The organism is Paraburkholderia ultramafica (genome assembly GCF_902859915.1).
Taxonomy (GTDB): Bacteria; Pseudomonadota; Gammaproteobacteria; order Burkholderiales; family Burkholderiaceae; genus Paraburkholderia; species Paraburkholderia ultramafica.
Genome location: NZ_CADIKK010000047.1, coordinates 15,179 through 30,898, shown reverse-complemented (window position 1 = coordinate 30,898; position 15,720 = coordinate 15,179). Strand labels below are relative to the sequence as shown.

The following is a 15,720-nucleotide window of genomic DNA, read 5'->3' as shown; positions in this document are numbered from 1 at the left end:
GGCTTAGCGCTCCATCGGAGTTTCGTTGGGGCCGCGCAGCACGATGTCGAAATCGTAGCCGAGCGCATAGGCCTCTTTCGTGGTGTCGAGCGAGAAGCTCGCGATCATGCGTTCGCGGGCATGCTCCGGCGTGCCCTGGTAAATCGGGTCGAAGGCCAGCAGCGGGTCGCCGGGGAAGTACATCTGCGTGACGAGGCGCGAGCCGAAGTGGTCGCCGAACAGCGAGAAGTGGATATGGTTGGGACGCCACGCATTCGGGTGGTTGCCCCACGGATAGGCACCCGGCTTGATCGTCAGGAAGCGGTAGCGGCCTTCGTTGTCGGTGAGGCAGCGGCCCGCGCCGAGGAAGTTCGGGTCGAGCGGCGCGTCGTGCTGATCGGCCTTGTGCACATAACGGCCGGCCGCGTTGGCTTGCCAGATTTCGACCAGCGTATTGCGCACCGGGCGGCCGCCTTCGTCGAGCACCCGGCCCGTCACGATGATGCGCTCGCCGAGCGGCTCGCCGTTGCGCACCGCGTTGCGCGTCAGATCGTGATCGAGCGCGCCGAGGTCGTCCGTGCCATAGACCGGCACGCGCTGGTCGCGCAGTTTTTCCTTCAGCGGAATCAGCGGGCGCGTCGGGCCGCGTTTGACCGACGAACCGTAGCCGGGATAGATGTACGAGGGGTGGGACGTGAAGTCACGCGGGGTGAGAAGGGAATCTTCCATCAGTGTCTCCTTCGAGCAATTGTGGGATACGGCGTTATGGAGGGACTTTATCCAACCCGAGCGGTTATGCAAAATGACGTTTTCGCTCTTTTCGTATAACCTCTCGTTATGCAACGCAGTCTCGCGGACAGCCGCGTCAAATTCCGCCATCTCCAGTGCTTTCTGGCCGTCGCCCAGTTCGGCAGCGTCCAGCGGGCTGCCGACAGCCTGTCGATCACCCAGCCCGCCGTTTCCAAGACGGTCGCCGAACTCGAGGCGATTCTCGGCGTGAAGCTGTTCGAGCGCGGCCGCCACGGTGCCGTGCCGACCCGCGAGGGGCAACTGTTCATGCCGCACGCAAGCGCATGTGTCAGCGCGCTGCGCCAGGGTGTCGATCTGCTGGCGCGCGCGGAAGGCGCGGCTGCGGCGACGCTGGAAATCGGGATTCTGCCGACCGTCGCGGCGGCGTTGATCCCGCCGGTGCTGAAGCGGTTCGCGGTGCTCTGGCCGCGCGTGATCGTGCGCCTCGCGACCGGCGCGAACCCGGAATTGCTCGAGCGGCTGAAAGCGGGCACGATCGAATTTGCAATTGGGCGCCTGGCCGATCCGGAGCGGATGGTCGGCCTCAGTTTCGAGCAGCTGTTCACCGAGCCGCTGATTGCGGTGGTGCGCGCTGGGCATCCGTTGGCGCTGGGGCCGGGCTTGCCGGCTCCGTCGCTGGAGGAGTTTCCGGTTGTGCTGCCGCCGTTCGGTACGCTGATCCGTCAATCGGCCGAGAGTCTGTTGAGCGCCTGGGGTGTGCAGCCGCTGTCGGCGTTCGTCGAAGTGTTGTCGGTCTCGACGGGCCGCGCGTTGACGCTCGAGAATGGCGCAGTGTGGTTCGTGCCGCTGAGCGCAGTGGAATATGAGCTGGCGCATGGCATGCTGGTACGTTTGCCGCTGCCTTTCGCGGGCACCGGGGAGCCGGTCGGTTTGATCCGGCGCTCGGACACGCAGCCGTCGCCGGTTGGGCGGGCGTTCATCGAGGCGGTGCGCGAGGTTGCGCAGCAGCGTATGGCGGCGGCTGCGGGTAAGGCTGCGCAGAAGCGTGGGCGAAGCCGGGTGTCGAGAAGTTGATGCAGGTTGCCGGCTGGTGCGGGCGGTCACCGCAGTTCGCGCGATGCAGGCAGCAGGTAGCCAGCCGCGCGCCGATCAGCGTGATCTGCGCCGCTCCCCCCCCCCCCCGCATATGAACCATCCAGTACAAAATGAAGGTTGCGAACGCCCCGCCACCCGGTGTACAAACACGGTGCAAAAGCCGTCGCGGGCCGCGTTTGCCGTGGCACACCACGCAGCCGCTGCCACCCTGCGGGTAGTCGGCGGCTTGCACCGACCACGAGAGACACCGCACACAGCGTCGAAAGACTGTACAAGGAGATTGCCATGCCCAGCGACTTGCCCACTCCAGACGCCGCGCTGCGCGCCGTGTCGGCGCCTGAGCACAATCCGCTCGGCACTGCCGGCCTCGAATTCGTCGAGTTCGCCGCGCGCGAGCCGCAGGCGCTCGGCGACACCTTCACCAAACTCGGTTTCAAGGCGATCGCGCGCCATATCAGCAAGGACGTCACGCTGTATCGGCAGGGCGAGATGAATTTTCTGCTCAACGCCGAGCCCGATTCATTCGCCGCGCGCTACGCCGAGGAGTACGGCGTGGGCATCTGCGCGATCGGCATTCGCGTGGCCGACGCGCAGCGCGCGTTCGATCGCGCGATCGAACTCGGCGCGTGGGCGTTCGAAGGCGAGAAAATCGGCGTGGGCGAATTGCTGATTCCGGCAATCCAGGGCATCGGCGACTCGCACATCTATTTCGTCGACCGTTGGCGCGGGCGCGGCGGCCAGCGTGGCGGCCTCGGCGACATCTCGATCTTCGACATCGACTTCCGGCCGATCGAGATCGACACGGCGCACGCCGACCTGAGCCATACCGGCATGGGCCTTGTCGCGGTCGACCATCTGACGCAAACGGTCGGCGAGGGCCGGATGCAGGAATGGCTCGACTTCTATCGCGACCTGCTCAACTTCCGCGAGATTCACGAGCTGCACGCGAACTGGCATGTGTCGGCGGAATCGCGCGTGATGGTGTCGCCATGCGGCGCGATCCGCGTGCCGCTGTATGAAGAAGGCACGCGCCGGACCAACCTGATGCACGAGTATCTGCCGGACCACCCGGGCGAAGGCGTGCAGCATATCGCGCTCGCCACCGACGATATCCTCGCGTGCGTCGAGCAGTTGCTCGCGAACGGCGTCGAATTCGTCGAACCGCCGCCGCGCTATTACGATCAGCTCGACGCGCGTCTGCCCGGCCATGGGCTCGACGTCGAGCGGCTCAAGCGCACGCACGTTCTGGTGGATGGCGAGATCGGCGCCGACGGCGTGCCGTTGCTGTTTTTCCAGACCTTCGTGCGCCGCCGCGCCGGCGAGATCTTCTTCGAGATCGTGCAGCGCCAGGGGCACCACGGCTTCGGCGAAGGCAATCTGGCCGCGCTCGCGCAGGCACGCGAGGCCGGCGTTTGAGCACTGGCCGCGTGCCTGATCGAGCGTGCGATCAGGCGGTAGCGGGTTTGCCGGCCAACTCGGGATAGACCGCGCTGTAGGCCGCGGCTTCCTGCAACAGCCACGCGCGGAAACTCGCGAGCGGCTTGCCGTGGCTTAGCTCGGTCGGATAGACGAGGTAGTACGCCGAGTCCGCGACGGCCGGCGTGTCGAGCGGTATCACGAGCCCAAGCCGTTCGAGCTGCGTATCGACGAAAAAGCGCGGCACCAGCGCGATGCCCAGACCGGCCGCGGCGGCGCTGATCAACATCGTGTGGAGTTCGTAACGCACGCCCTGCATGGTCCGGTTGTCGTCGACGTCCAAATTCGCGAACCATGCCGCCCAGCCGTCCGGCCGGGTGGTGGAGTGCAGCAGCGGATAATCCAGCAGTTCGGCCGCCTGCCGCACGGGCCGCTTCAGCAGACCCGCCGCACACACCGGTACCACTTCCTCGCAGAACAGAAAATCCGCCGACGTGCCCGGCCAGGTCGGCTTGCCGTAGTGAATCGCCGCTTCGAAATGGGTCTCGGCGAACGGGAACGTGCCGGTGCGCACGCCCATGTTCACGCGCACGTCCGGATACTGCGTATTGAATGCCGCGAGCCGCGGAATCAGCCATTGCGACGCGAACGTGGGCAGCACCGCCAGCTCCAGATAGCCGCCGCCGCTGCCATGCGCGATGATCGACAGCGTGTCGCGGTCGAGTTGCTCCAGCGAGCGCCGCACTTGCGCGCTATAGACCTTGCCCGCCTTCGTCAGCACCACGCGCTGTTTGACGCGCACGAACAGCCGCACGCCGAGATTGCTCTCCAGCGTATTGACCTGCCGCGACACCGCGCTTTCGGTGAGGAACAGTTCGCGCGCCGCATGCGTGAAGCTTTCGTGTCGCGCGGCGGCTTCGAAAGCGAGCAGCGCGCCCATGTTGGGGATCTTGAATTTTCGCATGTTGATTCCAAAAACGCATTAAGTGGCGATTTTATCTCGCTTTACGGCGGCGCTGCGGATTTTGAATAATCTCGCCTTCAAGATGGCCGCGCTGCCTTATGCGTCTTGGCCGGCTGGCCCTGTCGAGCGCTTGGGCGAGCGCCCGAAGCGCTCCGTGGAGAACCGCTATGCGAAACATCAAGAATGCGAATATCGAACAACTGCTGCTGAAACTGCTGGGCGCCGACAAGACCGCGCGGCTCTTCGCGACGCTGAACCATCCGTGCACCCTCAACGAATGGGAAGATGGCAGCGTCACGCGCGCGGAACTCGCTCAGGCGATGAACATGGCGCTATTCGAAGACCTGCTCGCGCGCTCGGCGAATGGCCGTCAGTACACCGAGCAGACGCTTGCCGCCGGTGGCAGCGTGTACTTCGATCACGGCGCGCTGCGCACGGTGCGCTGGCCGCACAGCGGCGCGCTGCCGCCCGGCGAAGCGGCGTTCGCACGCATTCTGCGGCCGCTCGGCTTCAGCATCAACGGCCGCTATCCGCTCGACCGCCTCGGCATGACGGGCCGCGCGTGGGCGCATGACGACGCGCCCGATGAGATCGCGCAGTTCTTCGTCAGCGAACTGCATCCGGAGCGTTTCTCGGCGGCGTTTCAACAGGCGGTGACGAATGTGATCGGCACGTCGCGCGATCCGCTGACGCCGCGTGCCGCCGGCCAGTTGTGGGAACTCGAACGCGACGGCGTGCTGCCGCTCGACGCGGCGCATGAATTGCTGCCGGTGATCGTCGGCGCCTTCGCGCGCCAGCACGAGACGCCACGCGAAGCCGATTACGAAGTATTGTTGCAGGAGTCGGCGGAAATGGCGTGGATCGCGACCGAAGGCAACGCGTTCAATCACGCCACCGATCGCGTCGAGGACGTGTTCAAACTGTCCGACGACGAGAAGGCCAAGGGGCGTCCGATGAAACCGGAAGTCGAGCGCTCGCGTTCGGGCCGGGTGTTTCAGACCGCGTATCGCGCGGACATCGTGCGGCGCGAATTCAAGGCGGCTGACGACAGCGTCGTGACGCGCGACGTGCCAGGTTCGTTTTACGAGTTCATCACGCGCAAGCGGAGTTTCGATCAGGACGCGCGCCGCTGGGAAACGGACCTGCGTTTCGACGCGGGCAACGCGCAGGGCATCTTCAAGATGACCGCGAGTCAGGCGGCCTGAACATAAAGCGGCAGCGTGGGCGTGCGGGCATGTGGGCTTGCGGCATCGCAGACGAGGAGCGCAGTGGGAACATCATTGGATGAAGAACAGGGCGCGGGCGCGCATGCGTTGAATCATGCCGGGCCGCGCACGTTGAACGAGCGGCGCGTCGCTATGCCTTTCACGGGCACCGCCGCTGTGATGCAGGCGCTCGAGGGCGACTTGCGCCGGCATGTGCGCGGCGAAGTGCGTTTTGATCAGGGATCCAAAGCGTTATATGCGGCGGATGCGTCGAACTATCGGCAAGTTCCGCTCGCTGTCGTCGTCCCTGCGGATGTCGACGATCTGCTCGCCACGCTCGCCGCCTGCCGCCGCAACGACGTGCCGTTTCTCGCGCGCGGCGGCGGCACGTCGCAGAACGGCCAATGCGTGAACGTCGCAGTCGTGGCCGACGCGAGCAAGTATGTGAACCGCGTCGTGTCGGTCGATCCAGTCGCGCGTGTGGCGATCGTCGAGCCGGGCGTGGTCTGCGATACGTTGCGCGATGCCGCCGAACAGCACGGCCTCACGTTCGCGCCCGATCCGGCGACGCATAGCCGCTGCACGCTCGGCGGCATGATCGCCAACAACTCGTGCGGCGCGCATTCGGTGATGGCCGGCAAGACGGTCGAAAACGTCGAGGCGCTCGAAATCGCGACCTTCGACGGCGCGCGCTTCTGGGTCGGCCCCACCTCCGACGACGAACTCGAACGCGTCATCGCCACGGGCGGCCGCCAGGGCGAAATCTACGCCGCGCTCAAGCAGTTGCGCGACACGTACGCCGCGCAGATTCGCGCGAAATTCCCGCGGATCAAGCGGCGCGTGTCAGGCTTCAATCTCGATCAACTGCTGCCGGAAAACGGCTTTAACGTTGCGCGTGCGCTGGTCGGCACGGAAGGCACGTGCGCGGTGACGTTGCAGGCGAAAGTGCGCCTCGTGAAGAGTCCGGCGCAGCGCGTGATCGTCGTGGTCGGCTTTACGGATATCTATACGGCCGCGGACGCCGTGCCGCATTTCATGCGCTACGGGCCGATTGCGATCGAAGGACTCGACCGCGCGATCATTCGCGGCTTGCAGGCACGCGGGTTGAAGAAGGACGAGATCGCGTTGCTGCCGCAAGGCGATGCGTGGGTCGTGCTCGAATTCGGCGCGGACACGCAAGACGAGGTGCTGCGCGAGGCGCAAGCCGCCGCCGCGTATTTCTCGTCGGGCGAAGCGGGGCCGAACGTTTCGGCGATGCTTGTCGAAGACCGCGCGCTGCAGGCGAAGGTGTGGTCGATCCGTGAGACGGGAGCGTCGGCGGTGGCGTTGTCGGTCGATTCAGGCACGCCCGATCCGGTGGTCGGCTGGGAAGATGCGGCGGTCGATCCGCTACGCCTCGGCGATTATTTGCGCGCGTTCCAGGCGCTGGTGGATCGCTACGGCTACGAAACGAGTCTCTACGGCCATTTCGGCGATGGCTGCGTCCATGCGCGCATTACCTTCGATTTGCGCAGCGCGTCAGGTGTGTCGACATGGCGCAAGTTTCTGCGCGAGGCTGCGGAGCTGGTGGTCGAATTCGGCGGCTCGCTGTCGGGCGAACACGGCGACGGCCAGGCCAAGGCCGAGTTCTTGCCGATCATGTACGGCCCCGAACTGATGCAGGCGATGGAGCAGTTCAAGGCGATCTGGGACCCGGCCAATCGGCTGAATCCTGGCAAGGTGGTGCATGCGTATCGTGCCGACGAGAACCTGCGGATGGGGCCGGCCTACAAGCCGGTGACGCTGCAAACCAGGCTCACGTTCGCCAGTCAGGAGGGCGACGGCTTTCAGCGCGAGATCGAGCGATGTATCGGCATGGGCAAGTGCCGCTCGCTCGAAGGCGGCACGATGTGTCCGAGTTATCGCGCGACGCGTGAGGAGAAGTATTCGACGCGTGGCCGCGCGCATCTGTTCTGGGAAATGTTGCAGGGCGACGTGATCGCCGATGGCTGGCAAAGCCGCGAAGTGAAAGAGGCGCTCGATACCTGCCTCGCGTGCAAGGGCTGCAAATCCGATTGCCCGACGCATACGGATATGGCTTCATACAAGGCGGAATTTCTTTCGCATTACTATGAGACGAATCGCCGGCCACGTCAGGCGCTGTTCATGGGGCGGATCGGCCAATGGGCGCCGTGGGCGGCGCGCTTTGCGCGTCTGACGAACTTCGTGACGAGGGCGCCGGGGCTAGCTTCGGTCGGCAAGTGGGTCGCCGGAGTGGCGCAGGCGCGCGCGTTGCCGAAGTTCGCTGAGTCGACTTACAGGCAGATCGCGCGCCGCGCGCCGCAAACGGCGCATGACGCTCGCGGCGACGTGAAGAAAGTCATCCTCTGGGTGGATACGTTCAACGATCACTTCACGCCCGAGATCGCGCAGGCCGCCGCCGACGTGCTGAAACAATTAGGTTGGCACGTCGTGCTGCCGAAGAACCGTTTGTGCTGCGGACGTCCGCTGTATGACTTCGGTTTGCTCGAGCGTGCACGCGAACTGCTCACGCACATTCTCGACAACCTCGCGGACGATATCGCCGCCGGCGTGCCGCTGGTCGGTCTCGAACCGGGTTGTTTATCGGTGTTCAAGGACGAACTGCTGAAGCAACTGCCGGGTCACGCTTTGGCGAAGAAGCTGTCGGCGCAAACTTTTCTGTTCTCCGATTTCGTCGCGCGTCAGCCGTTCGACTGGCCGACGCTCGCCGCCGACGTGATCGTGCACGGGCACTGTCATCAGAAGGCGCTGTTCGGCATGCAGGGCGACACCGCGCTGCTGAACAAACTCCGTGTGAAATGGAAGCTGCTCGACACGGGATGCTGCGGCATGGCGGGATCGTTCGGCTTCAACGCGGAGCACCACGCGCTTTCGCAGAAGATCGGCGAAGACAAGCTGTTTCCGGCGGTGCGTGAAGCGACCGCGGCGAATGCCAGGACGATCGTGCTAACCAACGGCTTCAGTTGCCGTGAGCAGATCGAGCAGGGGACGGGGCATCACGCGATGCATATCGCGCAACTGGCGCAGCGGGCTTTGGCGGCGCGATAAGCTTTATCGCAACGCGCACGTCGGCAACGCGCACATCGGCAACGCACACGCACACCACCGCGCCGCGCGTGCGGCTGCATTATTTCTTCGTCGATTCGACGGCGGCCGGCGCTTGCGGGATGTCGGCGCTGGTCGCCATCCACAACACTTCGGCGTCTTCGTCGCTGGTGGAGACCGCCGCGTGGCCGGTGCGGCTGTCGAAGTACAGACTGTCGCCGGCGTTCAGATGCGTCGGCGCATACAACTCCGAATAGAGGCACACACTGCCGCTGATCACGTACAGGAATTCCTCGCCTTCGTGGCGGCCCCAGTCGTCGAACGCGTCGAGGGTGTGCGCGGAGATGCGGATGCGAAACGGCAGCATCGCTTTGTGCGCGAGGTCAGTGGCGAGCAACTCCATCTGGTAGCCGCGATAGGCGTGGCGCTGGCCTTCATCTTTGCGGGTCAGCGCGCGACGGCCGCTGGCGCTCACTTTCGGCGTGGAGCCGAACAGCTCGCCGATTTCGATCTTCAGCCCGAGGACGATTTTCTGCAGCACGTCGAAAGTGGGGGACATCAGGCCATTTTCGACTTTGGATAGCGTCGAGCGGGAGACCCCGCAGAGGCGGCTCGCGGTTTCCAGCGTCAGGTCCTGCGCCTGGCGGGCGGCGCGCACGCGGCGGCCAAGGTCGGTGGTTGACGGGTCAACGGGTTTGGTGAGATGGGTGTCCATGGGGTTTGCGGCTTCTTCGAGTACGCGCTTTACGATGGCAGGTTGTGTTTCCGATAATAACATTTGGCGTGGCGGCCAGATTGACTGGCGCTGGTGACTCGGGCGGCGAGCTTGCGAATGGCTGTTTGAGGGCTTGCGCGTGGTCTGGGAGGCACAGTCTGGAGAAAGGCGTGGAGCGGTCGGGACGTCCACGCGCTTTTCTCATCGGAAACATTGAGGGTTTTTGTTGTTATTTGACGGCCGCAACACAGTCGATCTCGATGTCGAAATGGCCGGGCCACGCGGGCACGTTTACGAAAATCCGGGCCGGTGGATCGACCGGAAAGTAACGTTTGTAGATCGCGTTGACGGCAGCGAACTTCTCGACCGAAGTGCAGTAGACGTTGCACTTGAGCACGTGCTCCAACGCTGAACCGGCCGTTTCCAGACACAGCTTCATCTGCTCCAGAACCAGTTCGGTCTGACGCTCGATCGGCGCATCGACGACCTCGCCGGTGGCAGGATCGAACGGCGGAAAGCCCGAAACGTAGACCGTGTCGCCGTAGCGCGTCACGGCGGAAGTGGGCGCTTTCCAGTTATCGAGGTAGGTCGACAGCGGTTCGACGCGGATGATTTCACGAGCCATGGCTATCTCCGTCTGAAGGGGCGTGCGCTGCCAGGTTGCCGGACGTCATGCACGGTCCCGGAACAGGTCATTGAGTTGCGCGCCGGACGCGGCACCCGCAAAGCTGTCGAAGCGTCCGTCGGCCAACCCTTGCGCGGCGTGCATGAAGCCGCCCCATGCCGCACGGGCCAGAGCGCCGCCGACGCTGATGCGCCGCACGCCGAGCGCGGCCACGTCTTGCAGCGTGAAATTCGAAGTCGAGCCGATCAGCAGGTTGACAGGTTTCGGCGCCACGGCGGCGACCACCGCCTCGATCTGCTCGCGCGTCTGAATGCCCGGTGCGTACAGGCAATCGGCGCCGGCTGCGGCATAGGCCTTGAGACGCGCGATCGTGTCGGCCAGGTCGGGCTTGCCGGCGAAAAAATTCTCCGCCCGGCCGATCAGCAACGTATCGCCGCCCGTTTCGTCGATCGCACGGCGTGCCGCGCTGAGCCTTTGGACGGCGACATCGATCGGGAACAGCGGGGCGGCGGGGTCGCCGGTGGCGTCTTCGATCGATAGGCCCGCTACGCCGGTTTCGACCGCGAGCCTGACGCTTTCGGCGACGCCTGCCGGATCGTGGCCGAAGCCGTTCTCGAAGTCGGCGTTGACCGGCAGATCGGTCGCTTCGACGATATCGCGCAGGTGCGCGAGGATCACATCGCGTGGCAGCGTGTTGTCGGCGTGGCCCGTGGACCACGCAAAGCCGGAACTGGTGGTGGCGAGAGCCTGGAAGCCGAGGGTGTGTAGGTAGCGGGCGCTGCCCACATCCCACGGATTGGGCAGCACGAAACAACCGGACGTGTGCAATGCTCGGAAGGCGGCGCGTTTCTCGGCGATGGTGCGGGGCATGGCGTGTCTCCATGAAATGAGGGAGTCGAAGCTCCGGTGTCGATCAGGCAACTTCGGGATTGACCACTGGGAAGTCTATTTCCGTATCAAACGCATTGTTGATGAAATTCGTCAGCATGTACGTTGCGCTCCACGCGATGATTTCGACGATGTTCGCATTGCTGAATCCTGCTGTGCGGACTTTTTGCGGGTTGTATTCGGATACTTTTTCGCGCGTTTGCATTATTCATTGTCCCGGCAAACGCCACCGCTGCTACGGTTTGCGGATTGTCGGCGAGCCCGAACCGGTTGCTTCGTATTAGTATTGCCGGAGCGAGAAAAGAGGAAGGAGCTAAGGCCGGAATGAAGCGATGTTGTCGGTATGCGCCGCAATATCAGAGGACGCTGTGTCGACGCGGTTAGCGACGCGACAACACGCAAGCGATGGAGGTACGAAATGGCGTAGCGCTGTTACTCCTGTGAACAGCAATCGAACAGCCGAGCCATTAACGTCGTCAAAGGACTTCCCGACACGGATGAAGCGCGATACTCACGCGCCAATAGGCCTGACACACTTCATCCGCCGCGTAATACGCGAAAATACAAAAGCACAAAACAAGCGGGCACATGCGTTAAAACGCATGTGCTCGCCTCGTCCCGCGCAAAAATGATCTATCACTGCCCCGGGTTCGCACCCGCAGCATTCCCACCCGCTTGCGACGACCCCGTCGCCGTCGTCCCATACCCGGTGGTATCGGCCTGAGCCGTGGCATTCTGCGCGGCAACGCGCGCTTCGGCCGCTTGAATGTCAGCGGGGTAACTAGCGTCGTCGGAAGCGCCCGGGTTGTACCCAGCCTGCTCAACTTGCTTCAACTGCGCCTTGACCTCCGCACGCGTGAGCGGCTGCTCGGATTGCGCGAACGATGCCACCGGCGCAGCAAGAACAACAACCAGCGCCACTGCTTTGATTAGCGATTTCATGATGCTTCCCTCCGGGATTGTTTATCCGGCACCGCAATCTTCGGCACCCTTTAACGGAGTCTAGGAAGCGACGGATCTAGGGGAAACCACCAGGACGTTAATTCAGTATTGCAGCAAACAGTAAGTCGGCGTGATGTAATGTCCATCGTAAGATACGAGGGACCGTGTCAAACCCCTTTGCGCACATGTAAGCCGCGCTGATCGGTCGACACGGTCAATTCGCGTCCGCTGCCGGGGTCGTACACGCAGGCCACCTGACGCATCGGCGGCGCGCCCTCGGTTGCATTGGCGTCGGACGCATCGCGCAGCACGTAGCAATGATCGAATCCGCCGGCCCGCGCCAGCTGCGTGTGCGGCCAGTCCAGCCGCGCGCCGATCGGCGCGCTTTGCCGAAAGTCGAATGCGTTGCCCGCAACCTCGGCGAGCTTGCACGGAATCATCGCGGCGTCGACTTCGAAGAACTGCTCGGCATCGATCGACAACATGTGGCCGCGAATGTCCGTACCCGGCCGGCCCGTCAAGTTGAAGTACGGATGACTCGTCAGATTGAGCGGCGTCGCCGCATCGGCGATCGCTTCGTACTCGATGGTCAACGTGCCGTCGTCGAGCGAATAGCGGACTTGCGTGGTCACGTTGCCCGGAAAACCGGCGTCGCCTTCCGGCGACTCCAGACGCATCAGCAATGCGCCATTGTCTTCGCTCACGTCCCACAGCGCCCGATGAAAACCCACGCTGCCGCCGTGCAGCAGGTTCGGCCCTTCGTTGCGGTCGAGCGTGTACTCGATACCGTCGAGCGTGAAGCGCGCCAGAATCGCGCCGGTGTCGGACGGTTTCGTGTTCGTTGGGCAGGGGTACTTGCCGCGGCTCGCGGGCGACACGCTCGCGGTCGTGCTGTTTCTGCTGCTTGCGTTTCTGACGATCCGGCAACGCGCCAATCGCCAGCGTTACCAGTTGCGGGTGGTGCCGATCTGGCAGGACGTCGTGAAGGTGGTCGGCGCGGGCGCGATTCTGGCGGGCTTCGTCGCCACGCTCGATCGCTACGGCGGCATTCCGGTGCCGGTTCTGCTGCTGCTCGCGCTGTTGGGGATCTTCACGTGGATCGCGACGCAGACCGTGTTCGGGCGGCGTATCTATGCGGTCGGTTCGAACCTCGAAGCGACGCGATTGTCCGGCGTCAATACGAACCGCGTGAAGCTGGCGATCTCTGCGCTGATGGGGTTGATGTGCGCGTTCGCCGGGATCGTCAATACGGCGCGGCTCGCGGCCGGTTCGCCGTCGGCGGGCTCGATGGGCGAACTCGATGCGATCGCCGCATGCTTTATCGGCGGCACGTCGATGCGCGGCGGCTCCGGCACGGTGTACGGCGCATTGATCGGCGCGCTGGTGATGGCGAGCCTCGATAACGGCATGTCGATGCTCGATGTCGACGCTTACTGGCAGATGATCGTGAAGGGCAGCATCCTCGTGCTGGCGGTGTGGATCGATGTGGTGTCGGGGTCGAACCGGCGGTGAGTTAGCTGAAACGTTCGCAGGGTGCGTCGGCCGACGCTGACGCACCCGCTCCCCGCATTTAATGAAACACCCCACGATTAACCCTCCTCGCATCAATCCCCTCATCCCCCCGCCCCGCGCCCGCCTGACTTAAGCACTCGAATTTAAGTCTCCCGCCCGCGCCGCCGTCTTATTACTATTCCGAAGAAACACCTCCACGCGCCCAGCCGCGCTTTCGCAGCTTCCTTGTCACCGTGCAAGCTGATCGAGCCATGTCATGTTAAAGCGCAGAACCTTCCTGCTCGGTGGCGCCGGCGCGGTAGGCGCGTTGCTGGTCGGGTGGTCGGTGTTGCCGCCGCGTCAGCGTCTGAACACTTCGGCGCCACTGCCGACGCAAGGCTCGCAAGTCGCGCTCAACGGCTGGGTCAAGATTGCCGCCGACAACAGCGTGACGATCGTGATGTGCAAGGCGGAGATGGGGCAGGGCATCCACACCGGTCTCGCGATGCTGCTTGCCGAAGAGCTAGACGCCGACTGGTCGCAGGTACGGGTGGAAGAAGCGCCGATCGACAAGATCTACAACAGCGTGCAGAGCATCATCGACGACCTGCCGTTTCGCCCCGACGACGACAGCACGCTCAAGCGCACCACGGTCTGGTTCACCCGCAAAGCGGTGCGCGAGGCCGGCACGATGATGACGGGCGGTTCATCGAGCATCAACGATCTCTGGACGCCGATGCGCGAAGCCGGCGCGTCGGCGCGCGCAATGCTGATCGGCGCGGCGGCCGCGCAATGGAGCGTGCCGCCCGGCGAATGCCGCGCTGAAACCGGCCACGTGCTGCACGCGTCGGGACATAAGGCAAGCTTCGGCGAATTGTCGTCGCTGGCCGCGCAGCAGGCGCTGCCGCGCAAGGTGGAGTTGAAAAATCCCGCCGACTTCAAGCTGATCGGTCAACCGGTACGCCGAATCGAGGCCGCATCGAAGATCAACGGCACGGCGCGTTTCGGCATCGATGCACTGCCCGACGGCCTGCTGTACGCCAGCGTGGTGATGTGCCCGACGCTCGGCGGCACGGTCGCGCATTTCGACGCGACGTCCGCGCAAAAAATGCCGGGCTTCATCAAGGCAATCGCCGTCGCGCCATACAGCGGCGGTAGCGGCGGCGTCGCGGTGATCGCGGACAATCCGTTTCGCGCGATGAACGCGGTCGACGCGATCAACGTCACCTGGCACGACGGTGCCGGCGCGACCGTATCGAGCGCGGAGGTGGGCCGCCGCCTCGCGCAGGCGCTCGACGACAGCGACGGTCACGCCTACTTTCATCGCGGCGACGTCGACGCCGCATTGAGCAGCGCGGCGCGCACCGTCGACGCCGAGTACTACGCGCCGTATCTCGCGCATGGCGCGGTCGAGCCGGTCAACTGCACCGTGCAAGTCGCGGACGGCGCGGCCACTGTCTGGGTCTCCACGCAAATGCCCGCGCTCGCACGGCAGCACGTGGCAAAAGTGCTCGATATCGACGCCGACAAGGTCGACCTGCAAACGCAACTGGTCGGCGGCGCGTTCGGGCGGCGTCTGGAGCTCGATTTCATCGCGCAGGCCGCGGCGATTGCGCGCGAGGGCGGCGGCCATCCGGTGCAAACCATCTGGTCGCGCGCGCAGGACTTCACGCACGACTTTTACCGGCCCGCGTGCGTGTCGCGGCTCAAGGCCGGTTTCGACGCGAACGGCAAGCTGGTGGTGTGGCACGGTACGTCGGCGAGTCAGGCGATCGTGCCGGAATCACTCGCGCGCTACTACGGCGTGCCGCGCATTCCAATCGACAAGACCACCTGCGAAGGCGCGTTCGATCAGCCGTACGAATGGCCGACCGCGCGGGTCGCGCACAAGATCGTCGAGTTGCCGGTGCCGGTCGGCTTCTGGCGCTCGGTCGGCCATTCGCATCAGGCATTTTTCACCGAGAGTTTCACCGACGAACTCGCCGCCGCCACCGGCCAGGACCCGATTGCGTTTCGCGCCGCGCTGCTCGCGCAGCATCCGCGCCATCTGGCGGTGTTAAAGCGCGTCGCCGCGTTGTCAGAGTGGGGACGCCCGTTGCAGCATGCCGCCGACGGCGCGCCGCGCGCACGCGGCGTTGCGTTGCATGAGGCGTTCGGCAGTGTCGTCGCTCAGGTGGCGGAGGTGTCGCTCGGGCCGAACAAGCTGATTCGCGTGCATCGGGTGGTCTGCGTGATCGATTGCGGCTTGCCGGTGAATCCGAACCTGATCCGTCAGCAGATGGAGAGCGGGATCGTGTTCGGTTTGTCGGCCGCGTTGCAGGATGAGATTGTGATCATCAATGGTCAGGTGCAGCAGAAGAACTTTGTCGACTTCCCGGTAGTGCGGATGAACGATTGCCCGGTGATCGAAACCGACATCATGCCGAGTCAGATGCACCCGCAAGGCGTCGGCGAACCTGCCGTGCCGCCGATCGCGCCGGCAGTGGCCAATGCGGTGTTCGCGCTGACCGGCAAGCGTCTGCGCACGCTGCCGTTGCGGCTCGCGTGACGTACCGTGCGGCGGATTCGAAACATGGAAGATGCA

At 64.4% G+C, this 15,720-nt stretch carries 12 protein-coding genes and 2 pseudogenes; 6 read left to right on the top strand and 8 right to left on the bottom strand.

The window, feature by feature from the left end:
* Window positions 1–3: 3 nt before the first annotated feature.
* Window positions 4–708: a protocatechuate 3,4-dioxygenase subunit beta gene (gene pcaH, locus HV744_RS32370; RefSeq protein ID WP_425497895.1), complete on the bottom strand. Its 705-nt coding sequence runs from the start codon at window positions 706–708 to the stop codon at window positions 4–6.
* A 108-nt stretch (window positions 709–816) separates the two neighbouring features.
* On the opposite strand from pcaH, the gene pcaQ reads away from it, so the two are divergent.
* Together pcaQ and HV744_RS32360 are read left to right on the top strand one after the other, a co-directional pair.
* Window positions 817–1,803: a pca operon transcription factor PcaQ gene (gene pcaQ / locus HV744_RS32365; RefSeq protein ID WP_175153389.1), complete on the top strand. Its 987-nt coding sequence runs from the start codon at window positions 817–819 to the stop codon at window positions 1,801–1,803.
* A 306-nt stretch (window positions 1,804–2,109) separates the two neighbouring features.
* Window positions 2,110–3,240 (top strand): 4-hydroxyphenylpyruvate dioxygenase family protein, encoded by a 1,131-nt coding sequence (locus HV744_RS32360; RefSeq protein ID WP_175153388.1) that lies wholly within the window; start codon window positions 2,110–2,112, stop codon window positions 3,238–3,240.
* Between the two features lie 31 nt (window positions 3,241–3,271).
* Here the strand turns inward: HV744_RS32360 and HV744_RS32355 are convergent, their stop codons facing one another.
* The gene (locus HV744_RS32355; protein ID WP_175153387.1) at window positions 3,272–4,204 is read right to left on the bottom strand and encodes a LysR substrate-binding domain-containing protein; all 933 of its coding nucleotides are present in this window, start codon (window positions 4,202–4,204) and stop codon (window positions 3,272–3,274) included.
* A 176-nt stretch (window positions 4,205–4,380) separates the two neighbouring features.
* Between HV744_RS32355 and HV744_RS32350 the strand changes: the two genes are divergently transcribed.
* Window positions 4,381–5,409: a DUF1338 domain-containing protein gene (locus tag HV744_RS32350; RefSeq protein WP_175153403.1), complete on the top strand. Its 1,029-nt coding sequence runs from the start codon at window positions 4,381–4,383 to the stop codon at window positions 5,407–5,409.
* A 63-nt stretch (window positions 5,410–5,472) separates the two neighbouring features.
* Window positions 5,473–8,478 carry an FAD-binding and (Fe-S)-binding domain-containing protein gene (locus tag HV744_RS32345; protein ID WP_175153386.1) on the top strand — a complete coding sequence of 1,002 codons (3,006 nt, stop codon included), beginning with the start codon at window positions 5,473–5,475 and terminating at the stop codon, window positions 8,476–8,478.
* Window positions 8,479–8,557: 79 nt separating this feature from the next.
* Here the strand turns inward: HV744_RS32345 and HV744_RS32340 are convergent, their stop codons facing one another.
* The 6 genes and pseudogenes from HV744_RS32340 to HV744_RS32315 form a co-directional block, all read right to left on the bottom strand.
* On the bottom strand, window positions 8,558–9,190 hold the full coding sequence (locus HV744_RS32340) for a helix-turn-helix domain-containing protein (RefSeq protein ID WP_175153385.1): 633 nt from the start codon (window positions 9,188–9,190) through the stop codon (window positions 8,558–8,560).
* Window positions 9,191–9,419: 229 nt separating this feature from the next.
* A complete protein-coding gene (locus HV744_RS32335) occupies window positions 9,420–9,815 on the bottom strand; it encodes a RidA family protein (RefSeq protein WP_175153384.1) in 396 nt (131 codons plus the stop codon).
* 45 nt (window positions 9,816–9,860) lie between these two features.
* On the bottom strand, window positions 9,861–10,685 hold the full coding sequence (locus HV744_RS32330) for an isocitrate lyase/PEP mutase family protein (RefSeq protein WP_175153383.1): 825 nt from the start codon (window positions 10,683–10,685) through the stop codon (window positions 9,861–9,863).
* A gap of 43 nt (window positions 10,686–10,728) precedes the next feature.
* The gene (locus HV744_RS32325) at window positions 10,729–10,908 is read right to left on the bottom strand and encodes a carboxymuconolactone decarboxylase family protein (RefSeq protein ID WP_175153382.1); all 180 of its coding nucleotides are present in this window, start codon (window positions 10,906–10,908) and stop codon (window positions 10,729–10,731) included.
* Window positions 10,909–11,339: 431 nt separating this feature from the next.
* The gene (locus HV744_RS32320; RefSeq protein ID WP_175153381.1) at window positions 11,340–11,645 is read right to left on the bottom strand and encodes a DUF4148 domain-containing protein; all 306 of its coding nucleotides are present in this window, start codon (window positions 11,643–11,645) and stop codon (window positions 11,340–11,342) included.
* Window positions 11,646–11,818: 173 nt separating this feature from the next.
* A pseudogene (locus HV744_RS32315) lies at window positions 11,819–12,451 on the bottom strand (aldose epimerase family protein); the annotation flags it as partial.
* A 4-nt stretch (window positions 12,452–12,455) separates the two neighbouring features.
* On the opposite strand from HV744_RS32315, the pseudogene HV744_RS32310 reads away from it, so the two are divergent.
* Both HV744_RS32310 and HV744_RS32305 read left to right on the top strand, forming a co-directional pair.
* Window positions 12,456–13,157: pseudogene (locus HV744_RS32310) on the top strand (sugar ABC transporter permease); the annotation flags it as partial.
* 256 nt (window positions 13,158–13,413) lie between these two features.
* A complete protein-coding gene (locus HV744_RS32305) occupies window positions 13,414–15,684 on the top strand; it encodes a xanthine dehydrogenase family protein molybdopterin-binding subunit (RefSeq protein WP_175153380.1) in 2,271 nt (756 codons plus the stop codon).
* Window positions 15,685–15,720: the final 36 nt, after the last annotated feature.

Excerpts from the sequence above, each read along its gene's own strand:
- pcaH (WP_425497895.1), bottom strand. The coding sequence starts at position 708 with ATGGAAGATTCCCTTCTCACCCCGCGTGACTTCACGTCCCACCCCTCG.
- pcaQ (WP_175153389.1), top strand. The coding sequence starts at position 817 with ATGCAACGCAGTCTCGCGGACAGCCGCGTCAAATTCCGCCATCTCCAG.
- HV744_RS32360 (WP_175153388.1), top strand. The coding sequence starts at position 2,110 with ATGCCCAGCGACTTGCCCACTCCAGACGCCGCGCTGCGCGCCGTGTCG.
- HV744_RS32355 (WP_175153387.1), bottom strand. The coding sequence starts at position 4,204 with ATGCGAAAATTCAAGATCCCCAACATGGGCGCGCTGCTCGCTTTCGAA.
- HV744_RS32340 (WP_175153385.1), bottom strand. The coding sequence starts at position 9,190 with ATGGACACCCATCTCACCAAACCCGTTGACCCGTCAACCACCGACCTT.
- HV744_RS32335 (WP_175153384.1), bottom strand. The coding sequence starts at position 9,815 with ATGGCTCGTGAAATCATCCGCGTCGAACCGCTGTCGACCTACCTCGAT.
- HV744_RS32330 (WP_175153383.1), bottom strand. The coding sequence starts at position 10,685 with ATGCCCCGCACCATCGCCGAGAAACGCGCCGCCTTCCGAGCATTGCAC.
- HV744_RS32325 (WP_175153382.1), bottom strand. The coding sequence starts at position 10,908 with ATGCAAACGCGCGAAAAAGTATCCGAATACAACCCGCAAAAAGTCCGC.
- HV744_RS32320 (WP_175153381.1), bottom strand. The coding sequence starts at position 11,645 with ATGAAATCGCTAATCAAAGCAGTGGCGCTGGTTGTTGTTCTTGCTGCG.
- HV744_RS32305 (WP_175153380.1), top strand. The coding sequence starts at position 13,414 with ATGTTAAAGCGCAGAACCTTCCTGCTCGGTGGCGCCGGCGCGGTAGGC.